Origin of the sequence: Psychrobacillus sp. PGGUH221 (assembly GCF_042055255.1) — a bacterium.
In the GTDB taxonomy this organism is placed as follows: Bacteria; Bacillota; Bacilli; order Bacillales_A; family Planococcaceae; genus Psychrobacillus.
Map to the genome: position 1 here is coordinate 242,916 of NZ_JAQMHQ010000009.1, position 24,420 is coordinate 267,335.

General features: G+C 36.8%; 24 protein-coding genes, 16 tRNA genes, 2 rRNA genes and 1 other annotated feature. Of the genes, 10 read left to right on the forward strand and 32 right to left on the reverse strand.

The features are described from left to right. Nucleotides 1-806: 806 nt before the first annotated feature. Nucleotides 807-2,525 (reverse strand): phospho-sugar mutase, encoded by a 1,719-nt coding sequence (locus PGC35_RS16475; RefSeq protein ID WP_375219955.1) that lies wholly within the window; start codon nt 2,523-2,525, stop codon nt 807-809. A gap of 19 nt (nt 2,526-2,544) precedes the next feature. Next, a complete protein-coding gene (locus PGC35_RS16480) occupies nt 2,545-4,086 on the reverse strand; it encodes a carbon-nitrogen hydrolase family protein (protein ID WP_056832421.1) in 1,542 nt (513 codons plus the stop codon). Nucleotides 4,087-4,217: 131 nt separating this feature from the next. Here PGC35_RS16480 and PGC35_RS16485 point away from each other — a divergent pair, with 131 nt between their 5' ends. From PGC35_RS16485 to PGC35_RS16505, 5 genes are all read left to right on the forward strand, one after another. Beyond that, nucleotides 4,218-4,649, forward strand: a complete 432-nt coding sequence (locus PGC35_RS16485) for a disulfide oxidoreductase (RefSeq protein ID WP_056832419.1) — start codon at nt 4,218-4,220, stop codon at nt 4,647-4,649. Then, complete coding sequence (locus PGC35_RS16490) at nt 4,646-5,116, forward strand: thioredoxin family protein (protein WP_056832417.1); 471 nt, start codon at nt 4,646-4,648, stop codon at nt 5,114-5,116. Before PGC35_RS16485 ends, PGC35_RS16490 begins: the two co-directional genes overlap by 4 nt. 102 nt (nt 5,117-5,218) lie before the next feature. After that, entirely contained in the window at nt 5,219-6,070 is an 852-nt protein-coding gene (locus tag PGC35_RS16495; protein ID WP_375219956.1) for an RluA family pseudouridine synthase, read from the forward strand. 57 nt (nt 6,071-6,127) lie between these two features. Continuing rightward, complete coding sequence (locus PGC35_RS16500; protein WP_375219957.1) at nt 6,128-6,421, forward strand: HIT family protein; 294 nt, start codon at nt 6,128-6,130, stop codon at nt 6,419-6,421. 264 nt (nt 6,422-6,685) lie between these two features. Then, nucleotides 6,686-7,165, forward strand: a complete 480-nt coding sequence (locus tag PGC35_RS16505; protein WP_253278940.1) for a hypothetical protein — start codon at nt 6,686-6,688, stop codon at nt 7,163-7,165. Nucleotides 7,166-7,238: 73 nt separating this feature from the next. Here the strand turns inward: PGC35_RS16505 and PGC35_RS16510 are convergent, their stop codons facing one another. The 5 genes from PGC35_RS16510 to queG form a co-directional block, all read right to left on the reverse strand. Continuing rightward, nucleotides 7,239-7,880 carry a VC0807 family protein gene (locus PGC35_RS16510; protein WP_375219958.1) on the reverse strand — a complete coding sequence of 214 codons (642 nt, stop codon included), beginning with the start codon at nt 7,878-7,880 and terminating at the stop codon, nt 7,239-7,241. A 318-nt stretch (nt 7,881-8,198) separates the two neighbouring features. Beyond that, a complete protein-coding gene (locus PGC35_RS16515) occupies nt 8,199-9,032 on the reverse strand; it encodes an aldo/keto reductase (RefSeq protein WP_375219959.1) in 834 nt (277 codons plus the stop codon). Nucleotides 9,033-9,071: 39 nt separating this feature from the next. Next, nucleotides 9,072-9,254, reverse strand: coding sequence for a hypothetical protein (locus PGC35_RS16520; RefSeq protein WP_053588305.1), 183 nt, complete (start codon nt 9,252-9,254; stop codon nt 9,072-9,074). A gap of 316 nt (nt 9,255-9,570) precedes the next feature. Then, on the reverse strand, nt 9,571-10,044 hold the full coding sequence (gene trmL / locus PGC35_RS16525; protein ID WP_275783464.1) for a tRNA (uridine(34)/cytosine(34)/5-carboxymethylaminomethyluridine(34)-2'-O)-methyltransferase TrmL: 474 nt from the start codon (nt 10,042-10,044) through the stop codon (nt 9,571-9,573). A 12-nt stretch (nt 10,045-10,056) separates the two neighbouring features. After that, nucleotides 10,057-11,196 carry a tRNA epoxyqueuosine(34) reductase QueG gene (gene queG, locus PGC35_RS16530; protein WP_375219960.1) on the reverse strand — a complete coding sequence of 380 codons (1,140 nt, stop codon included), beginning with the start codon at nt 11,194-11,196 and terminating at the stop codon, nt 10,057-10,059. Between the two features lie 55 nt (nt 11,197-11,251). Between queG and PGC35_RS16535 the strand changes: the two genes are divergently transcribed. Then, nucleotides 11,252-11,941, forward strand: coding sequence for a B3/B4 domain-containing protein (locus PGC35_RS16535; protein ID WP_375219961.1), 690 nt, complete (start codon nt 11,252-11,254; stop codon nt 11,939-11,941). Between the two features lie 2 nt (nt 11,942-11,943). Next, nucleotides 11,944-12,462, forward strand: coding sequence for a hypothetical protein (locus tag PGC35_RS16540; RefSeq protein ID WP_053588301.1), 519 nt, complete (start codon nt 11,944-11,946; stop codon nt 12,460-12,462). A 474-nt stretch (nt 12,463-12,936) separates the two neighbouring features. On the opposite strand, the gene PGC35_RS16545 is transcribed toward PGC35_RS16540, so the two are convergent. The 7 genes from PGC35_RS16545 to PGC35_RS16575 form a co-directional block, all read right to left on the reverse strand. Further along, a complete protein-coding gene (locus PGC35_RS16545; RefSeq protein WP_375219962.1) occupies nt 12,937-13,812 on the reverse strand; it encodes a hypothetical protein in 876 nt (291 codons plus the stop codon). Further along, entirely contained in the window at nt 13,799-14,311 is a 513-nt protein-coding gene (locus PGC35_RS16550) for an RNA polymerase sigma factor (RefSeq protein ID WP_375219963.1), read from the reverse strand. Before PGC35_RS16550 ends, PGC35_RS16545 begins: the two co-directional genes overlap by 14 nt. 117 nt (nt 14,312-14,428) lie before the next feature. Next, nucleotides 14,429-15,865, reverse strand: coding sequence for a proline--tRNA ligase (gene proS / locus PGC35_RS16555; protein WP_053588298.1), 1,437 nt, complete (start codon nt 15,863-15,865; stop codon nt 14,429-14,431). A 46-nt stretch (nt 15,866-15,911) separates the two neighbouring features. Continuing rightward, nucleotides 15,912-16,129 (reverse strand) — a binding site (T-box leader). A 42-nt stretch (nt 16,130-16,171) separates the two neighbouring features. Continuing rightward, a complete protein-coding gene (locus PGC35_RS16560) occupies nt 16,172-17,164 on the reverse strand; it encodes an LLM class flavin-dependent oxidoreductase (RefSeq protein WP_375219964.1) in 993 nt (330 codons plus the stop codon). A gap of 201 nt (nt 17,165-17,365) precedes the next feature. After that, complete coding sequence (locus PGC35_RS16565) at nt 17,366-17,512, reverse strand: hypothetical protein (RefSeq protein WP_375219965.1); 147 nt, start codon at nt 17,510-17,512, stop codon at nt 17,366-17,368. A 187-nt stretch (nt 17,513-17,699) separates the two neighbouring features. After that, on the reverse strand, nt 17,700-18,389 hold the full coding sequence (locus PGC35_RS16570; RefSeq protein ID WP_056833464.1) for an N-acetylmuramoyl-L-alanine amidase family protein: 690 nt from the start codon (nt 18,387-18,389) through the stop codon (nt 17,700-17,702). A gap of 102 nt (nt 18,390-18,491) precedes the next feature. Then, complete coding sequence (locus PGC35_RS16575; protein ID WP_053588295.1) at nt 18,492-18,752, reverse strand: phage holin; 261 nt, start codon at nt 18,750-18,752, stop codon at nt 18,492-18,494. A 294-nt stretch (nt 18,753-19,046) separates the two neighbouring features. On the opposite strand from PGC35_RS16575, the gene PGC35_RS16580 reads away from it, so the two are divergent. From PGC35_RS16580 to PGC35_RS16590, 3 genes are all read left to right on the forward strand, one after another. Beyond that, nucleotides 19,047-19,382 (forward strand): helix-turn-helix domain-containing protein, encoded by a 336-nt coding sequence (locus tag PGC35_RS16580; protein WP_275783431.1) that lies wholly within the window; start codon nt 19,047-19,049, stop codon nt 19,380-19,382. Nucleotides 19,383-19,396: 14 nt separating this feature from the next. Continuing rightward, nucleotides 19,397-19,861, forward strand: a complete 465-nt coding sequence (locus PGC35_RS16585; protein WP_053588293.1) for an ImmA/IrrE family metallo-endopeptidase — start codon at nt 19,397-19,399, stop codon at nt 19,859-19,861. 584 nt (nt 19,862-20,445) lie between these two features. Next, nucleotides 20,446-21,927: an alkaline phosphatase family protein gene (locus tag PGC35_RS16590; RefSeq protein ID WP_375219966.1), complete on the forward strand. Its 1,482-nt coding sequence runs from the start codon at nt 20,446-20,448 to the stop codon at nt 21,925-21,927. A gap of 564 nt (nt 21,928-22,491) precedes the next feature. Here the strand turns inward: PGC35_RS16590 and PGC35_RS16595 are convergent. From PGC35_RS16595 to PGC35_RS16680, 18 genes are all read right to left on the reverse strand, one after another. After that, a tRNA-Leu gene (locus tag PGC35_RS16595) sits at nt 22,492-22,573 on the reverse strand. 32 nt (nt 22,574-22,605) lie between these two features. Further along, nucleotides 22,606-22,679 (reverse strand) — tRNA-Cys (locus tag PGC35_RS16600). Between the two features lie 10 nt (nt 22,680-22,689). Beyond that, nucleotides 22,690-22,764, reverse strand: a tRNA-Gly gene (locus PGC35_RS16605). Between the two features lie 6 nt (nt 22,765-22,770). Continuing rightward, nucleotides 22,771-22,842 (reverse strand) — tRNA-Gln (locus PGC35_RS16610). Between the two features lies 1 nt (nt 22,843). Continuing rightward, nucleotides 22,844-22,919: transfer RNA gene (locus PGC35_RS16615), tRNA-His, on the reverse strand. Between the two features lie 38 nt (nt 22,920-22,957). Further along, nucleotides 22,958-23,033: transfer RNA gene (locus PGC35_RS16620), tRNA-His, on the reverse strand. 25 nt (nt 23,034-23,058) lie between these two features. Continuing rightward, a tRNA-Trp gene (locus PGC35_RS16625) sits at nt 23,059-23,132 on the reverse strand. A gap of 10 nt (nt 23,133-23,142) precedes the next feature. Next, nucleotides 23,143-23,226: transfer RNA gene (locus tag PGC35_RS16630), tRNA-Tyr, on the reverse strand. 8 nt (nt 23,227-23,234) lie between these two features. After that, a tRNA-Thr gene (locus PGC35_RS16635) sits at nt 23,235-23,310 on the reverse strand. 8 nt (nt 23,311-23,318) lie between these two features. Then, a tRNA-Phe gene (locus tag PGC35_RS16640) sits at nt 23,319-23,394 on the reverse strand. Between the two features lie 143 nt (nt 23,395-23,537). Further along, nucleotides 23,538-23,613: transfer RNA gene (locus PGC35_RS16645), tRNA-Asp, on the reverse strand. Between the two features lie 3 nt (nt 23,614-23,616). Further along, nucleotides 23,617-23,693 (reverse strand) — tRNA-Met (locus PGC35_RS16650). Between the two features lie 18 nt (nt 23,694-23,711). After that, nucleotides 23,712-23,787, reverse strand: a tRNA-Val gene (locus PGC35_RS16655). A 24-nt stretch (nt 23,788-23,811) separates the two neighbouring features. Further along, nucleotides 23,812-23,886 (reverse strand) — tRNA-Glu (locus tag PGC35_RS16660). 27 nt (nt 23,887-23,913) lie between these two features. Further along, nucleotides 23,914-24,005 (reverse strand) — tRNA-Ser (locus PGC35_RS16665). Between the two features lie 5 nt (nt 24,006-24,010). Next, nucleotides 24,011-24,085, reverse strand: a tRNA-Asn gene (locus PGC35_RS16670). A gap of 10 nt (nt 24,086-24,095) precedes the next feature. Beyond that, nucleotides 24,096-24,211: ribosomal RNA gene (rrf, locus tag PGC35_RS16675) — 5S ribosomal RNA — on the reverse strand. Between the two features lie 123 nt (nt 24,212-24,334). After that, nucleotides 24,335-24,420 (reverse strand): 23S ribosomal RNA (locus PGC35_RS16680); the annotation flags it as partial.

Sequence of the window (24,420 nt, forward strand, 5' to 3'; positions counted from 1 at the left end):
TTATTTAGATTTTATGTTGTAACTATTTAAATACTCAAGATTATTCCTGAGAAATAAAGAAAATATTAAGGTAACATTTATTGGTTTGAAGAAGCGTCCGCTCGATACCTGCGGGAAAGCGAGACAGACGAGATCCTGGTGGAGCGTAGAGAGGGCAGTGAAAAAATCTATAGAATTTGACTTTACTAAATAACAAGGAATCGCTTTTGTTTGGGCACCGTTGATTTCCGTTCCAGGCGGACGCTTTCCGCCGGCATGGCTTCAGCCGCTTCCCTCTCTGCGCTCAGTCCAGGGTCTTCAGCTCATGCACCTGACTCTTCGCTTTCGGTGCAGAAAACATTTGCTATTCCGGCTGGAGTCGCCACCTTCCACTCCAATCAACTATTATTCGCTTTTCAATTAGAAAACCATCATGCCATTAATAGAGCAAGTTTTTATCACTTAAATTTTTTCAATTAGTATTTTTTGAAAATCGTTGAAAAAGGCGACACTCCTGCGGGAATAGCGTTAGCCGAAGACCCCGCAGCACAGCGAGGAGGCTAAGGCAACGCCTGCGGAAAGGGAGCCGTTTCAACGATTTTCTTATTTATTGGACGACATTACAGTGCCCTCAGCGTAAGGTAGGAAGGCTAAGAATGCCTCGTTCTGAGGCAACGCCTTCATAACCAACATCGTGTTGGCCCAAGCGGCTCGACGCTCGCCCGCAGAAAGCGAGCGATAAGCTTCGGAAAAACTGAATTCCTATATAAATTCGAGTTGTTTGTCTAATCTAAATCCGAGTATTTTATTTACTCGGATTGTCTCATTCAGTTCAAGAACTTATTCATTTCTGTTGTAAATGCATGTTTAATTGCTTCTAATTTCTCCATACTTTCAGTTTCTGAAGCGCTTGTCACACCAAAATAATACTTTATCTTTGGCTCTGTTCCACTCGGTCTAACACATACCCAAGAACCGTCCGTTAGAAAATATTTAATAACATTTGATTTTGGTAATAACAATTGCTCCTCTTCTCGACCGTCTGCAAATGTTCTCAAAGAAGTTAAATAATCTTCTTGTGAAAGGACTGCTATTCCAGCCACTTCTGCCAAGGTATTTAATCGTAATTGTTCCAGTAAATTTCTAATTGAATTTGCCCCAGTAACACCTTTTTTCGTGACTGAAATGAGACCTTCTAAGTAATAACCATGTCTATCGTATAATGCATGTAAAAGTTCCACTAAGGTCATTCCTTGCTCTTTATAGTAAGCAGCTGCTTCTACTATAGCTAGAACACTTTGGATGGCATCCTTATCTCTTGCAAAACTTTTCACTAAATAACCATAGCTCTCTTCGTAACCAAATAAAAACTCGAATTGTTTCGTTTCTTCATATTGTTTAATTTTCTCACCAATAAATTTAAAACCTGTTAACACATCTTCCGAACTTGCTCCATGATATTCAGCAATAACACGTCCAAAATCAGAGGTCACAATTGTTTTAAAGACACGTCCATTAGCAGGCATTTCACCTTTTTCTTTTCTTTGTGTCAATAAATACTCTATTAATATCGCACCTGTTTGATTGCCCGTTAATAACTTATAACCTTCGCTCGTTTTAACTGCTAGTCCAACTCGATCTCCATCTGGATCTACCGCAATTAATATATCAGCATCTACTTCGTTGCCATATTGAATAGCATATTCAAAAGCACTCTCTTCTTCAGGATTTGGGGATTTTACTGTAGGGAAATCACCGTGTGGTTCCATTTGTTCTTTTACATAATGGATATGTCTGTATCCTACTTCGTTTAATATCCTCTTCACAGTTTTTCCTGATGCACCGTGAAGAGGTGTAAATACTACTTTTAAATTAGAATTATTCGCAATTGTTGGATTTTCTTGTACTGTTTTTAATTCATTTATATATGCATTGTCTATGTCCTCATCTAACCGGACAATTAGGTTTTCATTTAAAGATTTTTGTTTTATTTGGAGTGCATCTCCTGCTTCATTAACATAAGCAATGACTGCATCTGCATCACTTAAGTTCAGCTGAGCCCCATCTTCCCCGTATACTTTGTAACCATTATACTCAGGTGGATTATGACTAGCGGTAATAACGACTCCCATAAATGCTTGTAGTTTGCGAACAGAATAGGAAAGCTGAGGAGTTGTTCTAGGCTCACTATATAAATAGGCTTTAATGCCATTGGACGCTAGTGTATTAGCAGTTTCCTGTGCAAACTCAGGAGAATATCTACGGCTATCATAAGCAATAACCACTCCACGATTCATTGCTTCTGATCCAGCCGCTTTTATATATTCAGCAAGTCCAGTAGTAGCCTTGCGAATCGTATATGTATTCATACGATTCGTCCCGGCTCCAATTTCTCCACGCATTCCACCTGTACCAAACTCTAGGTCACGGTAAAAAGCATCTTCCATTCGTTTATCATCTTTAATCAGTAACTGAAGATCTTCTTTCCAAATAGCTTCTAAATTGGAAAAACTATTCCATTGGTCAAATAATTGTTTATAGGACATATTGCGAAACTCCCATTCCTCATTTTTTATAATCAATACCATAGACGTCATGACGGCGGTCTTTTAAATGCTTTACCGTACCATCTTGTCTTTGACGTCTTAGAATTTCTAAATCGACATCCCCTATTAAGACCATTTCAACATTTGGCTCTGTTTCTCCTACAATTCCATCTCTTGCAAATTCAAAATCGGAAGGTGCAAAGATAGCAGACTGGGCATACTGGATATCCATATTTTCTGTTTGAGGTAAGTTTCCTACAGTACCTGAGATAACAGTATATATTTGATTTTCTACTGCGCGAGCTTGCGCACAATAACGAACACGTAAATATCCTTGACGATCCTCTGTACAAAACGGTGCAAAAATAATATTTGCACCCATATCTGTCGCAATCCTAGCAAGCTCAGGAAACTCAATATCATAACAAATTTGAATGGCAATTTTACCACAATCAGTGTCAAATACTTGAACAGTATCTCCAGAACTAATTCCCCACCATTTCCGTTCATTCGGCGTAATGTGGATTTTATACTGTTTATCGATTGCGCCGTCTCTGTGGAATAAATACGCAATATTATAGATTTCCTCATTTTCTTCCTCTACAAAATGAGATCCAGCAATAATATTAATATTGTAGCGAACAGATAAATCTGCAAATAATTCCATATACTGCGGTGTATATTCAGTTAACTTGCGAACGGCCTGGCTAGGTGAAGGCTCGTCTAAAATTGACATTAATTGTGTTGTGAATATTTCTGGAAATACAACAAAATCCGATTGTGCATCGGATGCTACATCCACAAAGTACTCGCATTGATGTGCAAACTCTTCAAAGGAATTAATTTTACGCATCATATATTGTACTGCACAAATACGTACTGGGTAGCTCGTTTTAAAATGTCTCTTGGACAAAGGAATATAATCTACATTATTCCATTCCATCAACGTAGCGTATTTTGCAGAAGCCCGATCATCAGGAAGATAATTAGGATTAATACGCATAAGCGTAAATCCGTTCATTAACTGAAATGTTAGGACTGGGTCATATATTTTATGTCGTGATACTGCTGTAACGTATTCTCTTGGTGACATTTCATTAGCGTGTTTATGATAATTAGGAATCCGCCCACCAATAATAATGGACTTTAAATTGAACTGTCTCGCAACGTCTTTTCGACCTTCATATAAACGCTGGCCCACCTTCATTCTACGATAATCCGGATGCACCATCACTTCAATTCCATATAAGTTATATCCGTCTGGATTATGATTCGTTATATATCCTGAATCTGTAACGTCTGACCAGGAATGTCGGTCATCATACTCATCGAAGTTAATAATTAAGCTGGAGCAAGATCCAATTACTTTTCCGTCTAGTTCTGCAACCAATTGCCCTTCCGGAAAAATAGTTAAATGACTTCGTAAATGTGCAACATCCCATGGCTCCATTCCAGGGAAACATAGGCGTGAGATTTCTAAGATGGAATCTATATCTGAAAAAGACATTTGTCTTATAATCATAATTTTTTCAAACTGTGATAAATCGAATTCTTCTGACATTCTGAACGCTCCTCTTTTTATTAACTATTTTATATTATAGCTCTCTTTCCTAAACAGATAAAATAATTTACATACCTTAAAATAACCCTTATACTTTGATTTGAGTTCAAAGTATTTTAAAGGAGCAACCTATGACAAAAAAAATTGAAAATATCTTGTTATTTATGTGGTCAGTGGCTTTAACTGCTACAATTGGTTCCTTATATTTTTCTGAAATCCGAGGGTACGAGCCCTGTGAATTATGTTGGTATCAACGTATTCTCATGTATCCACTCGTCATTATTTTAGGAGTCGCTTACGCGCAAAAAAATGCAAAAATAGCACTTACTTCTCTCATTTTTTCAGTAATTGGTGGTTGTATATCAGCATATCACTATAGCATTCAAAAACTAAGTTTTATGCAAGAAACTGCTCCAACGTGTGGTAGAGTTCCATGTACTGGAGAGTATATAAACTATTTAGGATTTATTACAATACCATTTTTAGCACTTATTGCATTTATTTTAATCGCAATTAGCAGTGTATTAATTTTAAGAAGCATTAAGGAGGAAAAAAAAGGATGAAAAAATTAGCCATTTTCGGCGGAATAATCGTTGTTGTATTTGTATTAATCATCGTCTTAACAAACCAAGCTAATAAATCGAAATTAGCTGACAGTCCCTATGACAAAGAGGATTTAAGCCAATCCACAATTGATTTAATTGATGATGAAAACTACCAAAATATTATCAATCCTGATGAGTTACAAGCAAAAATTGAAAGCGGTGAACCAGTAACTGCCTACTTCTTTAGTCCAGAATGTGTACACTGTAAAGAATTGACGCCTAGATTAACCCCTCTTGCAGAGGAAAACGGTGTAGATATTGTAAAATATAATATCCTTGAATATGAGCAAGGCTGGGATGACTATCAAATCACAGCAACACCAACTTTAGTTTATTTTGATAATGGGAAAGAAGTTGAGCGAGTAGAAGGTGCAGTACCTAACGAAAACATACAAGCCTTTTTCGATCAAGTAGTATTGAAATAATAAAAGTGGAATATTCCCAAAGAGACAAGCATTCGTTATATTTGATAAGCAGAAAGGTCATGACCCAACAGGCATGACCTTTTTTTAAAAGGAGACACGATCATGAACCATACATTCCGTTATACAGTATTAGAAGATGGATTAACAATTGAAACGATTTTACAACAAAAGTGGAAGCTTGGGAAAAAACTTATCCATGATTTGCGCATGCAAAAGGCAGTTAGTGATGTAAACGGAGAGCTTCTGCAATGGAAATCTACTCTTTCAAAAGGAGACATCCTAGTTTTCAAATGGGAAGGGGATGCTTCGAACTATCTTCTTTCTGATCAAATCCCACTTTATGTTGCATATGAAGACGAATATTTACTAATTGCATCTAAACCACGTGGAGTGTCTACTCATCCAAATGAATCAGGACAAAACCATACATTCATGAATACGGTGCAGAACTATTTAGCAAACAATGGCCAAAAGTATGGGGAACATGTCCATCGAATTGATGAGGGGACAAAAGGGTTAGTCGTTATAGCGAAAAATCCAATTGTTAAAGGCATGCTAGATCGAATGCTTGAAAACAAAGAAATTGTTCGCACATATGAAGCTGTAGTCGAGGGGCAAGTGAAAAATAATCATGGTACGATTCGAGCTGCAATCGGAAGTGATCGTCATCATCCTACAAGAAGACGAGTTTCACCTTCCGGCCAACTAGCTATTACACATTATGAAGTAGTTGGTAGACATCCGAATTTCACCAAGGTACACGCAATATTAGAAACAGGACGCACACACCAAATTCGTGTACATTTTGCTCACTTAGGTCATCCGATTGTTGGTGATGATTTATATGGAGCGAAAAAAACACCGACAAAAACTTATGAGCTTCATGCATTCAAAGTTCAATTCGTTCATCCAATTACAGGCGAAGTAATTGTCGTGGAAGATAAAAAGCAATGAAAAATTGACCATTTTGTCACTTGGAAATGATTAAAGATCAAGAAGTTATTTTACAAAATGAAAAGTGTATGTTCATTCAAATTCCACGATGTATTAATTGGTTCAGGTCTTATTGTCCCAATTAGCCATCGTGAAAATGTATTCGACTTAACAGAGGATGAATGGAATACTACATTTTCACTGTTTAAAGAAGTGAAAGCTCTACTAGATGAAAACCTAAGTCCAGATGGATACAACATAGGTTGGAATAGCAGTTCTTATGCTGGACAACATATAATGCATGCACACCTTCACGTTATTCCAAGTTTCAAAGATGAGCCTTATGCAGGTAAAGGAATTAGATACTGGTAAAGAATCCTAAAAACAAACGTGGAAACATAAAATAATTCTCTTCTAAAAAGTATCGGTTCCTTTTACCGATACTTTTTCTGTTTTTTAGGAGTTTATTACAAGATTCTTCTTCGTTTATTAGGGTATTTAAGATAATAGTGTTGATAATATCAATTTAAGGGAAGTGATAAAATCTTTGGTTTTTCAGATTTACTTTCATTAATCATTTCAGCATTTATTATCTTGCCCGTAGTAGTATTTTTGAGAGAAACAGGATACTTAATTGTGAGTAAAATTTTTGGAGTTCAAAATCCTAGGCTTACCATTGGATCTGGTCCTCGGATTTTTAAAATAGGAATTTTTGATGTGCGAAAATATTATCATCTATACAGTTGGTATTCTTATGATTCTATAAAGAGAAAAAGTAAGCCAGCGTATATTTGCATTTACGCTGGCCCGATTCTCATTAATCTACTAGTAGCACTAATTATTAATGCGCTATTAGCAAACGGATACTTACAGGAATACCAAACATTTTTGGAACGTTTTATTTTTTATACATTTTACTTTGTTCTATTCGATATCGTGCCCATGAAAACAATAAATGGAATGCCTAATAATGGAATGATCATTTATGAGATATGCCGATATGGAAAACGAACTGATTACAACGATGAGCCCTTTATCCCGTCAACTTCAGATGTAGAAGAAGAATATCAAGAAAGTATGAAAAAAATAGAAATGGAGAAAGAAAAAGAGAAGTGAATATATAAGAGCAATATCCCTCGTTTTTATCGATGAGGGGTATTGTTCTGGCCAAAGGTAACGGGATCCATTCTTATACTTTAACCTCCACTTTGCCTTCTAACGTTGTTGTTACTTGTTTTATCTTAATACCTATAAAGACATACCCGATTGCCATAAGAACAGAAAAGGACCCTCCTATAACTCTCATATAAAGAAGCATAGAACTATAAGCATCCACACCATACTTATAGATAAGCCAAGACTTTAACCCGGCTAAAGTTACCCCCCTCACGACAAATAGCAAGGTTAGTAACTGAAACCATATTAATAGCTCTCTTCTAAAAAATAATTTTTTGCTATTCTCTCGTGCATAGCCTTGTAGATAGGCTAGATCAACGAAAAAGTATAAAGCAAGTGGTTTTTTTAATGTAAGCGAGCCAAGATAAATTAAACTAAAAGCTAAACCGACAATAACTTGATTCCATAACATTCGTTCAGCTGACCCAGACAGTAAATCTACCAACGTACCAATCAATAGACTTATCAATATAAAAGTTCCCGTTATATTGAATTGACGATCTATCACGAATCGAAAGACTGTGTATATGAAGCCTGGTGAGGTTGACAATAACATAGCCCAATAATCGCCTAGACTCTCCCGTCCATAGCTCCAAATGATAAAAGGGAGAATAATATAAAATAAAATATCCAACCATATCATATTTTTATTCATTTAATTTATCATCCGCCTTTTAATTTGTGGCTTCAACTCTCCACTTAGTTTAGTACAACATACGATTGAATAGACGATTTAGTTTCAATATTTAGAAAATAGTCTCTGTTATTTATTGTGTCTTGTTTAGGATGTTAGCCTTGTCATTCATTCTTCTCGCACTTGCCACTTTTAAGGCGCACATTCTTAATACTGACAGTTGCCAGCGCGTATGCTATACCTTTTCAAATTTTTACTTAACAACAATAAAGTTAAAAATAACCAAAAAATAGAAAAACACTTACTCTATGTATTTAATAGAATAAGTGTTATTAGTGTTTAATTAAAATTAAAATTATCTGGGTCTGCACCTGTGCGTTCATTCAGATTGAGTGAATCTATGTTTTTCATGTCTTCAAACGATAATTCAAAATCAAATACATTTATATTATCTTCTATTCTAGTTGGTGTTACTGATTTAGGAATTACAATTAAGTCATGCTGTAAGTGCCAGCGTATAATCGTTTGAGCTGGTGATTTACCATATTTTTCACTAATTCTTTGTAGACTAGGTTCGTTTAGTAATCCGCCTCTTGCTAGAGGGGACCATGAAGTTACCGCAATACCCTGCTCCGCACAATATTCACGAAGATCAAATTGTGTCAAGCGAGGATGACATTCGATTTGATTGACCATTGGCTTAACATTTGCCTTTGCTGCAATTGCTTCCAAATGGTGCTGATGGTGGTTTGAAACACCCGTTGCACGAATCAGCTTTTCTTCATATAAGCGTTCAATCGCACGGTACGTGTCTACAAAAGTATCTTTTACTGGCCAATGTGTTAAATATAAATCTATGTAATCTAGTCCTAATAAATCTAAAGACTTCTCAAATGCTTTTAAGGTTTGATCATATCCTTGGTCCGTGTTCCAAACTTTAGTTGTTACGAAAATATCTTCACGGGAAACAGATGAATTGCGTACAGCTTCTCCGACTTCTTTCTCATTCGCGTAAAGGGAAGCTGTATCAATATGACGATAACCTACATCAAGTGCTGCTGTAATTGCTTGAAGTGCGATATCCGGTTCCGTCATTTTATATACACCTAAACCAATTCGTGGCATTTCTACACCGTTTGCAAGTTGTTTCGTCGAGTTTATATGTAATTCCATTGTCCTCATCCTTTCTTATAAGGAAAACGACTGATTGAATCAGTCGTTTTCTCTTTTCTTCATCTTACTAACATCATCCGACTGGGCTGGGTCTGATACACGATTATCTTGCTCCAGCTCGTTATTGTCTCTCAGCCTATCCATCTGTTTACCTAGTAACTTCACTTCTTCCATATTCGTTGCCATCGAACCGTTTTCTGGACCATTTTTCAAATTACTCATTTAAAAAATCACTCCTTTTCTTTATGGTAGATGAATAATTAGAAGGTTGCAACTTTCAAAAGAAACATTTTAGACATAATTACACTTTTTCGCAATATTTCTTTTTCAAACAAAGTAGGGTATACTTAGTTCAGAATATATAGAGGAGGCACTCGATATGAAACTTATCCTTATTCTTGGCGTTTGTGTATCATTCCTTACTGCTATTTTTAAAGCAGGTTACGATGACAAACCAGGTGCATCTGAGAAGTAATAAATATTAAAAACGGACGAGTCTCAAAAGACTACGTCCGTTTTTTTATGACTAGTGCTTCTATTAATGAAGACCAGGATAATTTTGCTGTCTTAATGCTTCATAAATAAGAATAGCTGCAGTATTAGATAAATTTAAAGAACGGATATTGTCGTTCATTGGAATACGTAAGCAACGATCGGGGTGGGCATCAATAATCTCTCGTGGCAACCCTTTCGTTTCACGCCCAAAAATAAAGAAATGATCCTTTTCTCCATCACTAAAATCATAGGTAGTATGAGGTTTTGCCCCAAATTTAGTAATTAAATAAAATAGCCCTTCAGGATACGCATCAAAAAATTCTTCTAAACCATCATAATACGTAATATCTACATGTTCCCAATAATCAAGACCTGCACGCTTTAACATTTTATCGTCTGTAGAAAATCCTAGAGGACGTATTAAATGTAATTTCGCTCCTGTTCCTGCGCATGTTCTTGCGATATTTCCAGTATTAGCTGGAATTTCTGGTTGATATAACACTACATTAATGCTCAACATTTCCACTTCCTATTTCTCTATAGTATAGAATTGAAGCCCTTTACGAATTTCTTCTAGTACTTCATTGTTTTCTTCTTTTTGTTCTGCTTTCTTCAGTGCTACTAGTCCATCTTCTGTGTTTATTTTACCAATTGCCCATGCAGCTGTTCCTCGAATTACAGGTCGTGCATCATTTTCAAGCAATTCTATCAGTTTTGGTACTGCGGCTACTTCTTTAAAATGCGCTAATGCTATAATTGCATTTCGCTGTATTGGATTTTTTCCTCTCCAAGCACCAGACATATGTCCATATGTTTCTTTGAAGGTTCGATTAGTCATTTCTAACATTGGCATAAGTAGTGGCTTCACGAGTTCGGGATCTGGCTGAAAAGCTGGTTGATGCAAATTAGCTTTTCCTTTATTTTTGGGGCAAATAGTTTGGCATGTGTCACAGCCATAGATTCTGTTTCCAATCTTTGCACGAAATTCATCCGGAACCATGGTTTTTGTTTGGGTTATAAATGCAATACATCGCTGAGCATTTAATCGTCCTCCTTCTATTAGAGCTCCAGTTGGACAAATATCTAAGCAAAGCCTACAATCACCACATTGTTCCTCCATTTGTTCGCTCGGAGAGAATTGAATAGATGTAATCATCTCACCTAAGTAAACATAGGAGCCGAACTCCGGCGTAATAATGGAACAATTTTTTGCGCTCCAACCAATACCAGCTCTCTCTGCAACTGCGCGATCAGAAAGTTCTCCTGTGTCTACCATGGAACGCAACCTTGCATTTGGTATATGCGTTAATATATAAAACTCTAAAAGTGCTAGTTTCTCACGTAGCACAGTATGATAATCTATCCCCCATGAAGCTCTTGCAAAAATACCACGTCTCGCCCCTTTTACACTTAAAGGCGCATCTTTCATTTTTGATGGATACGCAATGGCAATAGATATAATACTCTCTGCTTCCGGAAGCAAGAGATCTGGCTGAGTTCTTTTCTCTATATCAGGCTCTTCAAAACCAGAAGCAAATTCTAGCTCTTGTTGGCGAATCAATCTATTTTTTAATTCATGGAAAGGAGAAGCAGAAGTAAATCCTATCTTATCAATCCCAATAGAAGCAGCATATTCAATTAGTTCTTGTTGAAATTGGTTTATATTCACAATTGTTCTCCTTTCTTATGGTAAACTAAAGAAAATATGTGTAAGGATGGTTATTATGCTTGTAAAAATGGATAATTCTTTATTACAAATAGACCCTACCTTTAAAATAGGCATTATACATTATACCAAAATTGTTGTAACTTCTTCCCCTCAAATGCTTAAAGGACGCCTCCAATTATTTCAAGAACAGCTGTTTTTTGAAATGGAGGACAAAGCGATAACTGAATTCGCTGGAATAAAAGAATGGCGTATTTTATGGAAAAAATTCGGGGCTGACCCAAATCGATACCGACCATCAGTTGAAGCACTATATAGACGGATTGCAAAACAAAATTATATCACACCTATGCATTCTGCTGTTGATCTAAATAACTTTTTCTCGATGCGTTATGAAATACCGATGGGAATTTATGATGTAGATAAGATTCAAGGAGATATTACAATATCTCTTGGTAATGAAGAAACGGTTTACGAAGGGCTAAATGGACGTGAAAATAAATTGAATAACATCCTTACTTTACAAGATACATATGGTCCATTCGGAAGTCCATTTGTTGATTCTAAAAGAACTGCTGTAACGGAGAACACAAAAAATGCTGTTCAAATTGTTTTTCTCCGGCCATCAATGGGTGAAGTAGACGCTCTTCAATTAGTTGAGTCCATGGGAACTATGTTTACCCAAATCCATGGAGGAGAAGCGTACTCTACTGTTTTACACGATGACCAAATAGAAAGGGGAATATAGATATGCCGAATATATCATTAGCAGAAGCAGTTAAACTAAAGAGTTTATTAATGAAAAGAGTTCATGAACTGGAAGAAGAAATTATGCGTGTTGCTTATAAAATTATAGAAAAAGACACTGTTCCAGAAGTTGGACCACGAACAGTTTCAGTAGTGGACAATGAAATTACCGAAACACGTAAAGACATCCGTACACTTGATCGACTCATCTATGAAGCAAATATTAACAACACTGTTATGTTTAAAGACAAAGCATATACCATTGTGGAGGCAATTGAATTAGCAACACAAATGAGAGCCCAAGCTCGAATTTATAAACAGCTAGGGGCTGCTGAAAAAGAAAGAGTGCAATACGGATATGGAGGCGAAGGAGCTACATATATTCAAATTGCGTTATTCAATCCAGAAGAATATCGTTTAAATGCTCTACAATATGAAAAAGAGGCAAATAAACTTTCAGGACTCATTAATGCTAAAAACTATGCAATAAGCCTTAACTTCGACGACGAAAAGTATGCATAATCCTTGGTAAGGTGAGACTCCTTGCCAAGGCATAGTTAGGAAATCATTTAACCCTACCGGCAAACCAATGACGTGTAACTTTTCACCATGTTACCAGTGACTAATGACTAACTATCGCAAACGTTAACTCAATTAGTTTCTCTGGATTTCCTACTATGAAAAACGCTCCTTCCACTATTGTGGTAGGAGCGTTTTAGATTTTGTACCCGTTAATTTCCGTTTCAGGCGGACGCGTTCCGCCGGCATGGCTTCAGCCGCTTCCCTTGCTTCTGCGCAAAGCTCGTCGCAAAAAAACAATGCTCCTGCGCAAGCTCGTCGCAAAAATTAATTTCGCTACGCTCTGTCCAGCAGCGCAGCGAGGAGGCTAAGGCAACACCCGAGGAAAGGGAGCCGTTTCAACGATTTTCTTATTTATCGACCGACATTATTTATTTATAATGAGACAACTACATTATAAAGACAAAGTTTCTTTGTCTAGTTCTCAAATAATCCCGTCTCCTCCCCATCAATAAGTAGTCTCCATGAGCCATGTTCCCCCCATGTAATTTCACCTGAATAATGATAAATTGTCTGATTGGTATTAGCATCTATTGCGGAACTATCAAGTTGAAACATAGAAGTTTCCTTTACGTTTCCTTTTTCATCGATTAGCTTTACTTCTATTTTATCTTTATCACCAATGGTACTTTCTATATTCAATTCACTTTCTTTACCAACAGGAATCTCCTTTGGTGAATTCAGTAATGTATAATGCTTTGTTTTCGGAAATGGTGGTAACACATTAATAGTAAATGATTCATACAAACGATCCTCCACGTAAAAGGATAACTGCCAGCCCCCCTCTGTTGGGAATGGAATAAAGCTAGTTAATGCATGAGCATCCTCACTATTTAAACCACTAGATAGAATCCCTTTAGTCAATTCAATATTTTTACCATTCATACCTTCCGCTTCTACTCGATAATTCTTTCCTACAAGCTTTTCGACATCTCCCCAAAAGTAAAGCATGAGCTTTGCCCCTCGTCTTCTGTCTTCCGCAACAAATTGCTCTTTAGATACAAGTATTCCTATTTTCCCTTCTACTCCAATAACCTGCTGATTTCTATCAGGTAATGTAAAAATCGCTCCATGTTGCACATTATAGTTATTAAAGAGGCTACTAGTTAAAAAAAGAAATAATAGAATGATAGCTAGGCTTAAAAAAGACATGATTGGTTTTAAAGAAGTCCAATATTTTTGAGTAGTTGTCTTTGATTTCAATAAATAAAGTATTTTATTCCTTTTATCAATTTCTAATGAATATTGGGGGAAGTTTTTTAATTTTTCTTCAAGACTCTTATATTCTTCCATGTTCAAACCCCTCCTTTTCCAGCAATTCTTTCAATTTTTTTAAGGAACGGTGGTACAGAACATTTACGTTATTCTCGTTACTTCTGATCACTAAACCGACTTCCTTGGATGACATTTCCATAATCCCTTTTAAAATAATTATTTCTTTATAATGAGCTGGCAGTTGGTTTATTGTATGATATAAAACGCTATTATCTTGGTTTATCATTATGTTTTGTTCCACATTTATAAGAATATCTTGTTCTTTTATAAATAGATGTCTTATTTTATTCCAAACATTACTTTTTCGATATTGGTCAATCACCATATTTCTTGCTATCGATACTAGCCACGTTTTAGGGTGCCCATTTTTCTTATAGACCGTCATTTTTTTCATAGCCCTAAGAAAGGTTTCTTGGACGAGATCTTCTACGTCTATTGATCCCGTATAATATATTAGATAACTAGTAACATCCTTTTCATATAACTCAAACCATTCTTCTATTAGATGCTTCTCCAAAGAATTCCTCCTCCCTCTAATTATTAGACGAATTTCTTGCTTTAATCTTACACATTTTTTATGAAATAAAAAAACAACCATTGTCTATGCAATGGTTGTTTAGATTGTAAGATTAAATTAATATGCGCGACCGAACCATACAGTATGTTTTGATTCTTTTCCACAGTTGATACATGTAGACTTTTCAGCAGGTGGATTGAATGGAATGTTACGTGTTGTGAATTTAGTTTCTTCTTTTACATGCTCTTCACAAGCATCATCTCCACACCAACCAGCAAGAATCCAGCCAGGAATTTCCCCATTTTCAGTAGAGTTCGAAAGATGGTGTTTTAACTCCTCCAGTGAATTTACATGTGTATGTGAATTTTGATCACGGAATGCACGTGCTTTTTCTAGTAAACGTGTTTGCATTGTGTTTAGTTCTTCCTCAATACGCTCCACTAAATTAGCAAGGTCCACTGAGAATTTATCTGCCTCATCACGTGCTTTCATTAACGCTTGATTGTTTTCTAAATCACGAGGTCCTAATTCAACACGAACTGGAACACCTTTTAGTTCCCATTCATTGAATTTATAGCCTGGAGATTGATCGGAATCATCTAGGCGCACACGAATACCTTTTGTTTTTAATGCTACAAATAGTTCATCCAGTTTTTCCATAATTGCAGGATTCTTCTTCCAAGGTCCCACTGGTATCAATACAACTTGGGTTGGAGCAACACGTGGTGGTAAGACTAATCCTTGCTCATCCCCATGCACCATTATTACAGAACCGATTAAACGAGTAGAAGTTCCCCATGAAGTTGTATGAACATGTTCATGTTTGTTTTCTTTATTTAAATATTTAATATCAAATGCTTCAGCAAACTTTGTTCCAAGGTAATGAGATGTACCTGCCTGAACTGCTTTTCCATCCTTCATCATTGCTTCGATAGAATACGTATCCACAGCTCCTGCAAATCGTTCTGAAGGTGTCTTTTGTCCATCATATACTGGAATAGCCAAAAGTTCTTCAACAACCTCTTTATAAATGTTTAGCATTTGCATCGTTTCTTTACGAGCTTCTTCCTCATCTACATGTGCAGTGTGCCCTTCTTGCCATAAAAATTCGGACGTACGGATGAAAGGAAGAGTTTTCTTTTCCCAACGGAATACGTTTGCCCATTGGTTTATTAACACTGGAAGATCACGATAACTTTTGATCCAATCGGAATATAAGTGTCCGATCATCGTTTCTGAAGTTGGACGAAGTGCTAAACGTTCTTCTAATTGTTCACCAGCAGCTTCCGTTACCCATGGAAGCTCTGGAGAAAATCCTTCGATGTGATCTTTTTCTTTTTGGAAAAACGATTCTGGAATCAGCATTGGGAAATAAGCATTACGATGTCCAGTTTCTTTAAAACGTTTGTTCATTTCTTCTTGAATGTGCTCCCAAATTTCAAAGCCATCTGGTTTGAATGCGATGCATCCGCGAACAGGCGTGTAATCCATTAAATCTGCTTTCTGAATCGTTTCAATATACCATTTTGTAAAATCATTCTGTTGTGTAGACATCTACTTTTCCTCCTTTAAAATAAAAAAAGTGTAAAAACTCCCCTATAAAAAGGGCGTCTTTACACTGGATAGACACGGTACCACCTTTAATTAGTTCGCAAATTTAGCGAACTATCTCAAACGTTGGTTAACGACAACGAACCGGTTATGTTTGCATAACATCTCCGTGGTAGGTTTCAACAAGAAGCGGTGATATAGCTCTCAGCAATTGCTATATTTTCTGTTTCACAATTCTCATTTACTTGGTCACATCGTAGACTGTATTACTAATAATATACCAAATACTCGCAATTAATACAATGAGACTTAAAACAATTCAGCCGCTAACAATCGATACACATCTAAACGCTTCTCTTGCGAATGTGGGATACTACAGATCATTGCTTCGTCAAAGCCATACATTTCTTGTTCATCTTGTAAAATCGTTGCAACTTCTTTTGCACTTCCAACTAAATGTATCTTACGATTTTCTTGAATCATCATTCGATCCATTTCAGTTAATGGATACTCTTGTGCTTCTTCTGGTGTCATCGTTTGCATTATCGACCCTCTCATTAAAGAAAGTCTAGAAATATCTTGAGGAAGTGCTTGAAACTCTGCTTCTTCTTTTGTTTCAGCTACTGTAGCTAAGTAAGTCACAGAAATCTCTGGTTTCTCCATAAAAGCTGAAGCTTGAAAGTTCTTTCTATATGCTTCTAAAATTTCCTTACTCATTCCACCATTGAAAAACTGTGCAAACGAATATCCAACACCCATACGTCCTGCCTGAATTGCACTATTACCACTGGACCCAAGTAACCATGCCTCCGGTAACATTATGTTATAAGGTGTCGCGATTGTTTTATTATATAGGCTATCTTCCGGCACTTCATCGTTCATTAGCTTTAGAGCTGTTTTAAATTTCTCATACATATTATTCAACATCGGCTGGCGCCCCTCAGATAAAGCATAAATAGAATAGTTATCCCCACCTGGAGCTCGGCCAACTCCAAAATCAATTCGGCCAGGTGAAAAAGCACTTAGCGTTTTAAATACTTCTGCAAGTTTTAACGGAGAATAATGCATCATCATTACTCCACCGGTTCCAATGCGGATATTTTTCGTTTTGGCAGCAAGATGAGTGGCTGTTATCTCAGGTGATGAACTAGCAAAAGCTTTTGTTCCATGATGCTCTGCCATCCACATTCGATAATATCCTAGCTTATCCGCCAATATAGCTAACTCTTCTGCTTTTTTTAGGGCTCCTTCTGCTGTATTACCTTTTGTTATAGGAGCTTGATCTAGTACGCTTAATCTCATCGTAATACTTCCTTTCACTTCAACCGTTCCTTATGTATTACGATAACTTTCAATAACCTCCATGTAAATTTTTATGCCTAACTACCAGCATACTTCCGTTTCTTAAATCAGACATATAAACCAAAATAAAAAAGCTTATAAATGCTAATAATTCAACATTTATATGCTTATCGTTATGAATATTACTTATGGAAAAGCCCTTTATACCCAATGTAACTTTTGATGGGATCTGTCTTCTATTCTTATTTCATCATAAATTTTCTTTGCTTTTTCTTGTGCTTCTGTTTTTGATTTCGCATATACATCGATAATTTTTCCTTCAATAATAAAATTATATTTTTTTATCATTCTATATTTCCTCCTTCAGATCATCCAATTATTTGTTTATTATTATTTACCCGCATTATTATTAAATAAACTTTTAAATATAATAGCTCTATTAGAAATAGTCATAAAAAAGCCCTACACAATTTAAGTGAATAGGGCTTAGATAGGTTTCGACAAATTTTTGATAGATTTTATAGAAAGAGCATTTTTATTTCACTCTTAACACTTGTCCTACATAAATAGTGTAATTCGCATCAAGCCCATTCCAATCTTTAATCTGTTGCACTGTGCTACCATATGTTTGACTTAATGAATATACAGTATCACCACTCACAACCGTATGATAAACAGCTGTAGTTTTCTTTGGAAGATTGAAGCATTTAGCTATGCCGTTCACGTGACCTCGAGCTAAAGATTCAATGAAGGAAGCTGTTTTCAACTTAGCAGCATCATTTGTATTATCAATAAATCCATTCTCAGTCAAAAGGGCTGGCATATTAGATTCACGTAACATGTGGAAGTTTTCCTGTTTCTTTCCACGATCAGTATAGTTTACAAGCTTTAATATTTCTTCATGAATAGTATTCTGATAAGTAGTAGTAGGTGCACCTACTCCAGGATAAACATAATCCTCATAGCCTGTTCCACCACCGGCATTAATGTGAACAGAAAGGAGAAAGTCAGCTGCCCATGAGTTAGCTGCATTTGTACGCTGCGTCAAAGTTAAAGATTGATCTCCTGTTCGACTCATTAACACACTTACATTGTTGTACTCAGCAAGCAGAATATCTTTAATTCTAGTTGAAATTTGCAATGTTAGATTTTTTTCCTGTAACCCATTCCCCACTGCGCCTGAATCCGTCCCACCATGACCTGCATCAATAAATACTTTTACCATAATTAATCACCCCATTTTAGTTTTGTATTACGATGTACAACTTCTTACCTCTGTTTTATCACATTACCTACATTACCACCACCTCCTTAAAGAATTACTTAGTTAGTTGTAGTTCATAGCTCTTTGACTATCAGCAAAATTCTCTGTAGTTGGATCTTGAATATTTCCGATTGTAGCAAACAATCCAAATACGACATTTACTACCGCGAATACCCAATCTTGAATCTCTTCAGTTAACTGAAAACTCGTCCAACCAATAGCATGGGCACCAATTAAAAGTAACTCAATTAAAATAAATAATTGGGCAACAAAACTCGACACCCAGAGCTTGTTTTTAAAACGTACTTTCCAGTTAATATTCATAATTGTTCCACCTTCCATTTCTTCTCTGGATAGATTACAAAAGACAAAGTTTCATTTATGAAACTTTTTTTGCTAAAAAAATAATAAATTTGTAGCAATATTAACTTATTATATATTTCATAATGTTAATCTCCTTTCAAATCTAAGAATTAAAGTTTCATTCGTGAAACTTATAAGATGACTTTAACAGGTAAAAGTTTCATAGTCAACAACTTTTTAATAAAAATTTTAAAATAAGTTGTCATAAGTGAAACTTTAGATTATACTTACATTAATTAATAGGGGGTAGTAACGATGTATTCAATAGGCAAAGAGTTAAAAAAAATTAGAGATGAAGAAAAGTTATCTCAGGAAGAATTTGCGGAAAGAATAAATAGAAAAGCAGGTCTTTCAATTACAAAGGGTATGGTATCCAAATGGGAATCAGATACTACTGAACCTAAAACAAGGATGTTACGAGCTATTGCAGAAACCTTTAATGTCTCTATGGATAGAATACTTGGATTAGACACTAAACAGTCTTATTCAAAAATTGAAACCCTTGCTGCCCACATCGATGATGATGTTACAGATGAAGAAATGGAAGCAATTAAAAACTACATTAACTATATTAAATTCAAACGAGATTAAATGAGGTGTAATGTGTGGATTATGAACGATTGATAATTGAATACCCGCATATAAAGATTATTGAAGATCCAACAATGCCTAAAGGTCTCGGTGGTATATATATAGATAAAAGGATATATATAAATAAGCTAAAAAATAGTTATGAAAAACATGGTATTCTTGCAGAAGAATTGGGACATTACGAAACGACATACGGGGACATTACCGATTTAAATCTAGTCCAAAATCAAAAATTAGAACTCGTTGCTAGAAGATGGGGATATGAAAAAGTTGTATCACTCGAAAAGCTGATAGAATGTTATGAGCTGAGGAAAATTACCTTAGAGGATGTTTGTGTTCATATCGAAATAACTGCAGATTACTTAAAAAAATCGATTGATTATTATGTCGATAAATACGGACTGAAAAAAGTTTACAAAGGATATGAAATCACTTTTGATCCGCTGAATATTAAACCCATAGATACCATAAAGTTTTAAATACACGCCATTATCAATGGCGTTTTTCTATTGATAAAAAAGAAAATATAAACTCTATACTTAAATTGATAATGAATGTAATTAAGTTATAAAAATTCACAGGCATTCAAAAGTTCTACTATCATTATGTTGGTATATTTCATGGTCCTCATTTATACTTAGATCAAATTTATTATTGATGGAATTGAGACTGTTAGTATAACGGAGCTAACTTAGATAATTCTTTTCCAAAAAGTTTGTGTGTATAAAGTAGGATTCGGTCCACCGGTATCATTAATTAAATTTTGAATTGCTTTAATAAAAATAAAATCCTTGTAAATGTTGTTAAATTAACATTTACGAGGATTTTTTGTTTTTGAGAAAAGGATATTTGTCATGTTGCTAGAAAGTATAAGTTCCCATTTACGCTTAAAGCAAAAGGAACCAAAATGCTGTCTGAAGCAGATGAAACAAATGAAGGACCAGCACGTTTTACAATTTTTCATCTCTACAGGAAAAAAGTGGGTAGTATAATAAATTCTAAAAATCAAAAGATATAAAATAGTGTACTTTCCAAAAGTAAATGGTAGTGAGGATGAAACCATATGAAGCAAGACCCACAAACGCTAAAACCAGTAATTTTGCTAAACATTGATTCTTTGATGCCCGAACCGCTAGAAATTGCCATCCAAACCGGACAAGCTCCTGCCTTAAAATTTCTAATGGAAAACGGCAGTTATATTCCCAATATGGTGAGTTCATTTCCGACAATGTCTGTCACTATTGATAGCACTCTCTTGACAGGTACATATGCTGATGAACACCATGTTCCTGGCTTAACTTGGTACGATGATTCCAGAATGGAGATTATTAACTACGGGACTGGTTTTCGCGAAACGTTTAGGTTAGGAATGCGTAGTACCGCCTATAACATGCTTTACCGACTGAATAATGAGCATTTAAGTAGTGAGGTTTCTACAATTTATGAGGATTTGGCCAACAAGGGAATTCCTTCCGCTTCTATTAATTCTTTTGTCTATCGCGGAAATACCCCCCATCGGTTACACGTACCTCGATTACTCAGTACACTGACCCGCTTCAAGGACGGTGAATGGACAACCAACGCCACATCCATTTTCTCTTTAGGTCTCTTTTCTAAATTGCGACCGTGGGGATTCACAACGCAAATAGCTGCTGGAAATTATAAATTTACAGCCCGGGAGCTCAGATATTTAATACGTAAGGACAAACTCCCAGGATTTACATTCTGCATATTTCAAGATATGGACACCCGCCTTCATTTCAAGGGTCCGAAAGATTTAAAAGGAATTACAAAAATTGACCGAGAAATCAAAAAAACGTTGAATATGTATCCAAGCTGGGAGGAAGCTCTCAATAGGAATGTATGGATGGTGATGGGAGATAACGGCCATTCTCCAACCGGTTCCAACTACCGGAAATTTATTATTGATTTACGTAAAATACTAAAAAAATATCGCATATCCAGACTTGAGAGCAGCGTACGCAAAAAAGACCAGCTTGTCCTATGTGTAAATCAGCGTATGGCTTATATTTACATATTGGATAAGAACCTGCCACTATCTGTTATTGCAGAACGTCTAATGAATGATAGACGAATCGATATAATTGCCTGGAAGGATAATAACTATATAAACATTACATCTGGCATGAGACAAGGAATATTGCGTTTCTGTCCAACTGGTAAATACAAGGATGAATATAATCAAACATGGAGTATAGAGGGAAACATCGAACTTCTGGATTTGCATATAAAAAATGAAAAAGAGTTATCTTACGGGAATTATCCAGATGCGTTAGCTAGGATTTATAGTGCATTACACTCCCATTCGGGTCGTTTCATTGTCGTTAACGCTAAACCAGGTTGTGATTTTAAAGCCCAATCCACACCATTCCACCTTAGTGGGGCAGCGCACGGTTCATTACACAAACAAGAAACACTTGTACCATTATTGATTGCAGGAACCACCGCAAGACCAACATTCCCACGTGTTGTCGATATGAAAGAATTTATACTTCGGTTATGCTCCGAACAACGTGGTGAGTAAGGGATGACTAGGGACATGGATGCAGTACCAGTTAACCGATGAAATATTCAAGGGTCAGACCAGGCTGGCCCTTGATAGTAAGCAAATTCGATGTGTCATTCTTACCGGACTTTTTGAACATCCTCTTTAAGAAACAATGTATTCCTTTTCGTTTCTATTTTCATGAGCCATATAGATATGTTCTTCTGTTGCATGAATAAGATGAACATGGAAGCCAAATTTACAAATGATAATTTAAATATGTACACTAGTGCTTAAATAACTATGTACAAAATCGATTCTACATTTCATACTAATCTTCGAGGTGATAAGTATGTATCTAACAATAAATGTGGAACATTTTACAATTGAAGATCCAGATGGGAATCAAATTCTTGTAGATAAACATCGATAAAAAAGAAGGAATAATGCTATCTACATACAACATGTAAATGGGAACTTATTCTTTCTAGCAACAAAACAAATATCCTTTTCTCAAAAACAAAAAAATCCTCGTAAATGTTAATTTAATAACATTTACGAGGATTTTATTTTTATTAAAACAAATCAAAATTTAATTAATGATACCGGTGGTCGGGGTCGAACCGACACTCTCGAAAGAACGGGATTTTGAGTCCCGCGCGTCTGCCAATTCCGCCACACCGGCAAATAAAGTGTTTCAAATGTTAAATTAAAAATTGGAGGCGGCAACCGGATTTGAACCGGTGATAAAGGTGTTGCAGACCTGTGCCTTACCACTTGGCTATGCCGCCGAATTATAGTTGGAGCGGAAGACGAGGTTCGAACTCGCGACCCCCACCTTGGCAAGGTGGTGTTCTACCACTGAACTACTTCCGCAAAAAACTGGGGTACCTGGATTCGAACCAGGGCATGACGGAATCAAAATCCGTTGCCTTACCGCTTGGCTATACCCCAATGGGGCGACTGATGGGAATTGAACCCACGAATGCCGGAATCACAATCCGGTGCGTTAACCACTTCGCCACAATCGCCATTATTAAATAAAAAAAGAGCTAACTCAAAAGGAATATGGGGCGACTGATGGGAATTGAACCCACGAATGTCGGAATCACAATCCGATGCGTTAACCACTTCGCCACAACCGCCATTATTCAAAGTTAACTTATAAATTGGCAGGGGCAGTAGGAATCGAACCCACATCAAAGGTTTTGGAGACCTCTATTCTACCGTTAAACTATGCCCCTATATAAAAACTGGTGGAGGGGGACGGATTCGAACCGCCGAACCCTAAGGAGCGGATTTACAGTCCGCCGCGTTTAGCCACTTCGCTACCCCTCCACTATTAGTGGTGCCGGAAAGAGGACTTGAACCCCCAACCTACTGATTACAAGTCAGTTGCTCTACCAATTGAGCTATTCCGGCATTTTAAATGGTGGCTCAGGACGGAATCGAACCGCCGACACAAGGATTTTCAGTCCTTTGCTCTACCGACTGAGCTACTGAGCCTCTTCGATTTACGCTAAGCTGCGCAACTCTTTGTCAGCTGCACTCACTCATTCAGTCACGTACTTTAGTACGCTCCTTCTTTCGTTCGATTGCTTCCTCGATTTGCTTGCTTATCCTAAATCTCTAATTTATTAATTGATAAATGGCGGTCCCGACCGGGATCGAACCGGCGATCTCCTGCGTGACAGGCAGGCATGTTAACCGCTACACCACGGGACCATTTGGTTGCGGGGACAGGATTTGAACCTGTGACCTTCGGGTTATGAGCCCGACGAGCTACCGAACTGCTCCACCCCGCGACAACTATATAATTTATATGGTGGAGGATGACGGGCTCGAACCGCCGACCCTCTGCTTGTAAGGCAGATGCTCTCCCAGCTGAGCTAATCCTCCAAAAACACTGGTTAATTATTTAAATGGTGACCCCTACGGGATTCGAACCCGTGTTACCGCCGTGAAAGGGCGGTGTCTTAACCGCTTGACCAAGGGGCCATTATATTATGTAGAGAGAAAATTATCTGGCGGAGAGCAAGGGATTTGAACCCTTGAGACAGGGTTACCCGCCTACACGATTTCCAATCGTGCTCCTTCGGCCACTCGGACAGCTCTCCAGAAATGGCTCCGAAGGTAGGACTCGAACCTACGACCGATCGGTTAACAGCCGATTGCTCTACCACTGAGCTACTTCGGAATATTATTATGCCAAGCGACGTCCTACTCTCACAGGGGGAGACCCCCAACTACCATCGGCGCTGAAGAGCTTAACTTCCGTGTTCGGTATGGGAACGGGTGTGGCCTCTTCGCCATCATCACTAGACATATTAATTTGAAAGACAATATTAATTGTACCATAACTAGAGATTATTTCAATAGTTTTTTGATAAAATTTCTATATTCTTTCAAAACTGGATAAAAGACATTGATGCTCGCAAATTCATATTTGGTTAAGTCCTCGATCGATTAGTATTCGTCAGCTGCACGTGTCGCCACGCTTCCACCCCGAACCTATCTACCTCATCGTCTTTG

Excerpts from the sequence above, each read along its gene's own strand:
- PGC35_RS16475 (WP_375219955.1), bottom strand. The coding sequence starts at position 2,525 with ATGTCCTATAAACAATTATTTGACCAATGGAATAGTTTTTCCAATTTA.
- PGC35_RS16480 (WP_056832421.1), bottom strand. The coding sequence starts at position 4,086 with ATGTCAGAAGAATTCGATTTATCACAGTTTGAAAAAATTATGATTATA.
- PGC35_RS16485 (WP_056832419.1), top strand. The coding sequence starts at position 4,218 with ATGACAAAAAAAATTGAAAATATCTTGTTATTTATGTGGTCAGTGGCT.
- PGC35_RS16490 (WP_056832417.1), top strand. The coding sequence starts at position 4,646 with ATGAAAAAATTAGCCATTTTCGGCGGAATAATCGTTGTTGTATTTGTA.
- PGC35_RS16495 (WP_375219956.1), top strand. The coding sequence starts at position 5,219 with ATGAACCATACATTCCGTTATACAGTATTAGAAGATGGATTAACAATT.
- PGC35_RS16500 (WP_375219957.1), top strand. The coding sequence starts at position 6,128 with ATGAAAAGTGTATGTTCATTCAAATTCCACGATGTATTAATTGGTTCA.
- PGC35_RS16510 (WP_375219958.1), bottom strand. The coding sequence starts at position 7,880 with ATGAATAAAAATATGATATGGTTGGATATTTTATTTTATATTATTCTC.
- PGC35_RS16515 (WP_375219959.1), bottom strand. The coding sequence starts at position 9,032 with ATGGAATTACATATAAACTCGACGAAACAACTTGCAAACGGTGTAGAA.
- PGC35_RS16520 (WP_053588305.1), bottom strand. The coding sequence starts at position 9,254 with ATGAGTAATTTGAAAAATGGTCCAGAAAACGGTTCGATGGCAACGAAT.
- PGC35_RS16535 (WP_375219961.1), top strand. The coding sequence starts at position 11,252 with ATGCTTGTAAAAATGGATAATTCTTTATTACAAATAGACCCTACCTTT.
- PGC35_RS16540 (WP_053588301.1), top strand. The coding sequence starts at position 11,944 with ATGCCGAATATATCATTAGCAGAAGCAGTTAAACTAAAGAGTTTATTA.
- PGC35_RS16545 (WP_375219962.1), bottom strand. The coding sequence starts at position 13,812 with ATGGAAGAATATAAGAGTCTTGAAGAAAAATTAAAAAACTTCCCCCAA.
- proS (WP_053588298.1), bottom strand. The coding sequence starts at position 15,865 with ATGTCTACACAACAGAATGATTTTACAAAATGGTATATTGAAACGATT.
- PGC35_RS16560 (WP_375219964.1), bottom strand. The coding sequence starts at position 17,164 with ATGAGATTAAGCGTACTAGATCAAGCTCCTATAACAAAAGGTAATACA.
- PGC35_RS16565 (WP_375219965.1), bottom strand. The coding sequence starts at position 17,512 with ATGATAAAAAAATATAATTTTATTATTGAAGGAAAAATTATCGATGTA.
- PGC35_RS16570 (WP_056833464.1), bottom strand. The coding sequence starts at position 18,389 with ATGGTAAAAGTATTTATTGATGCAGGTCATGGTGGGACGGATTCAGGC.
- PGC35_RS16575 (WP_053588295.1), bottom strand. The coding sequence starts at position 18,752 with ATGAATATTAACTGGAAAGTACGTTTTAAAAACAAGCTCTGGGTGTCG.
- PGC35_RS16580 (WP_275783431.1), top strand. The coding sequence starts at position 19,047 with ATGTATTCAATAGGCAAAGAGTTAAAAAAAATTAGAGATGAAGAAAAG.
- PGC35_RS16590 (WP_375219966.1), top strand. The coding sequence starts at position 20,446 with ATGAAGCAAGACCCACAAACGCTAAAACCAGTAATTTTGCTAAACATT.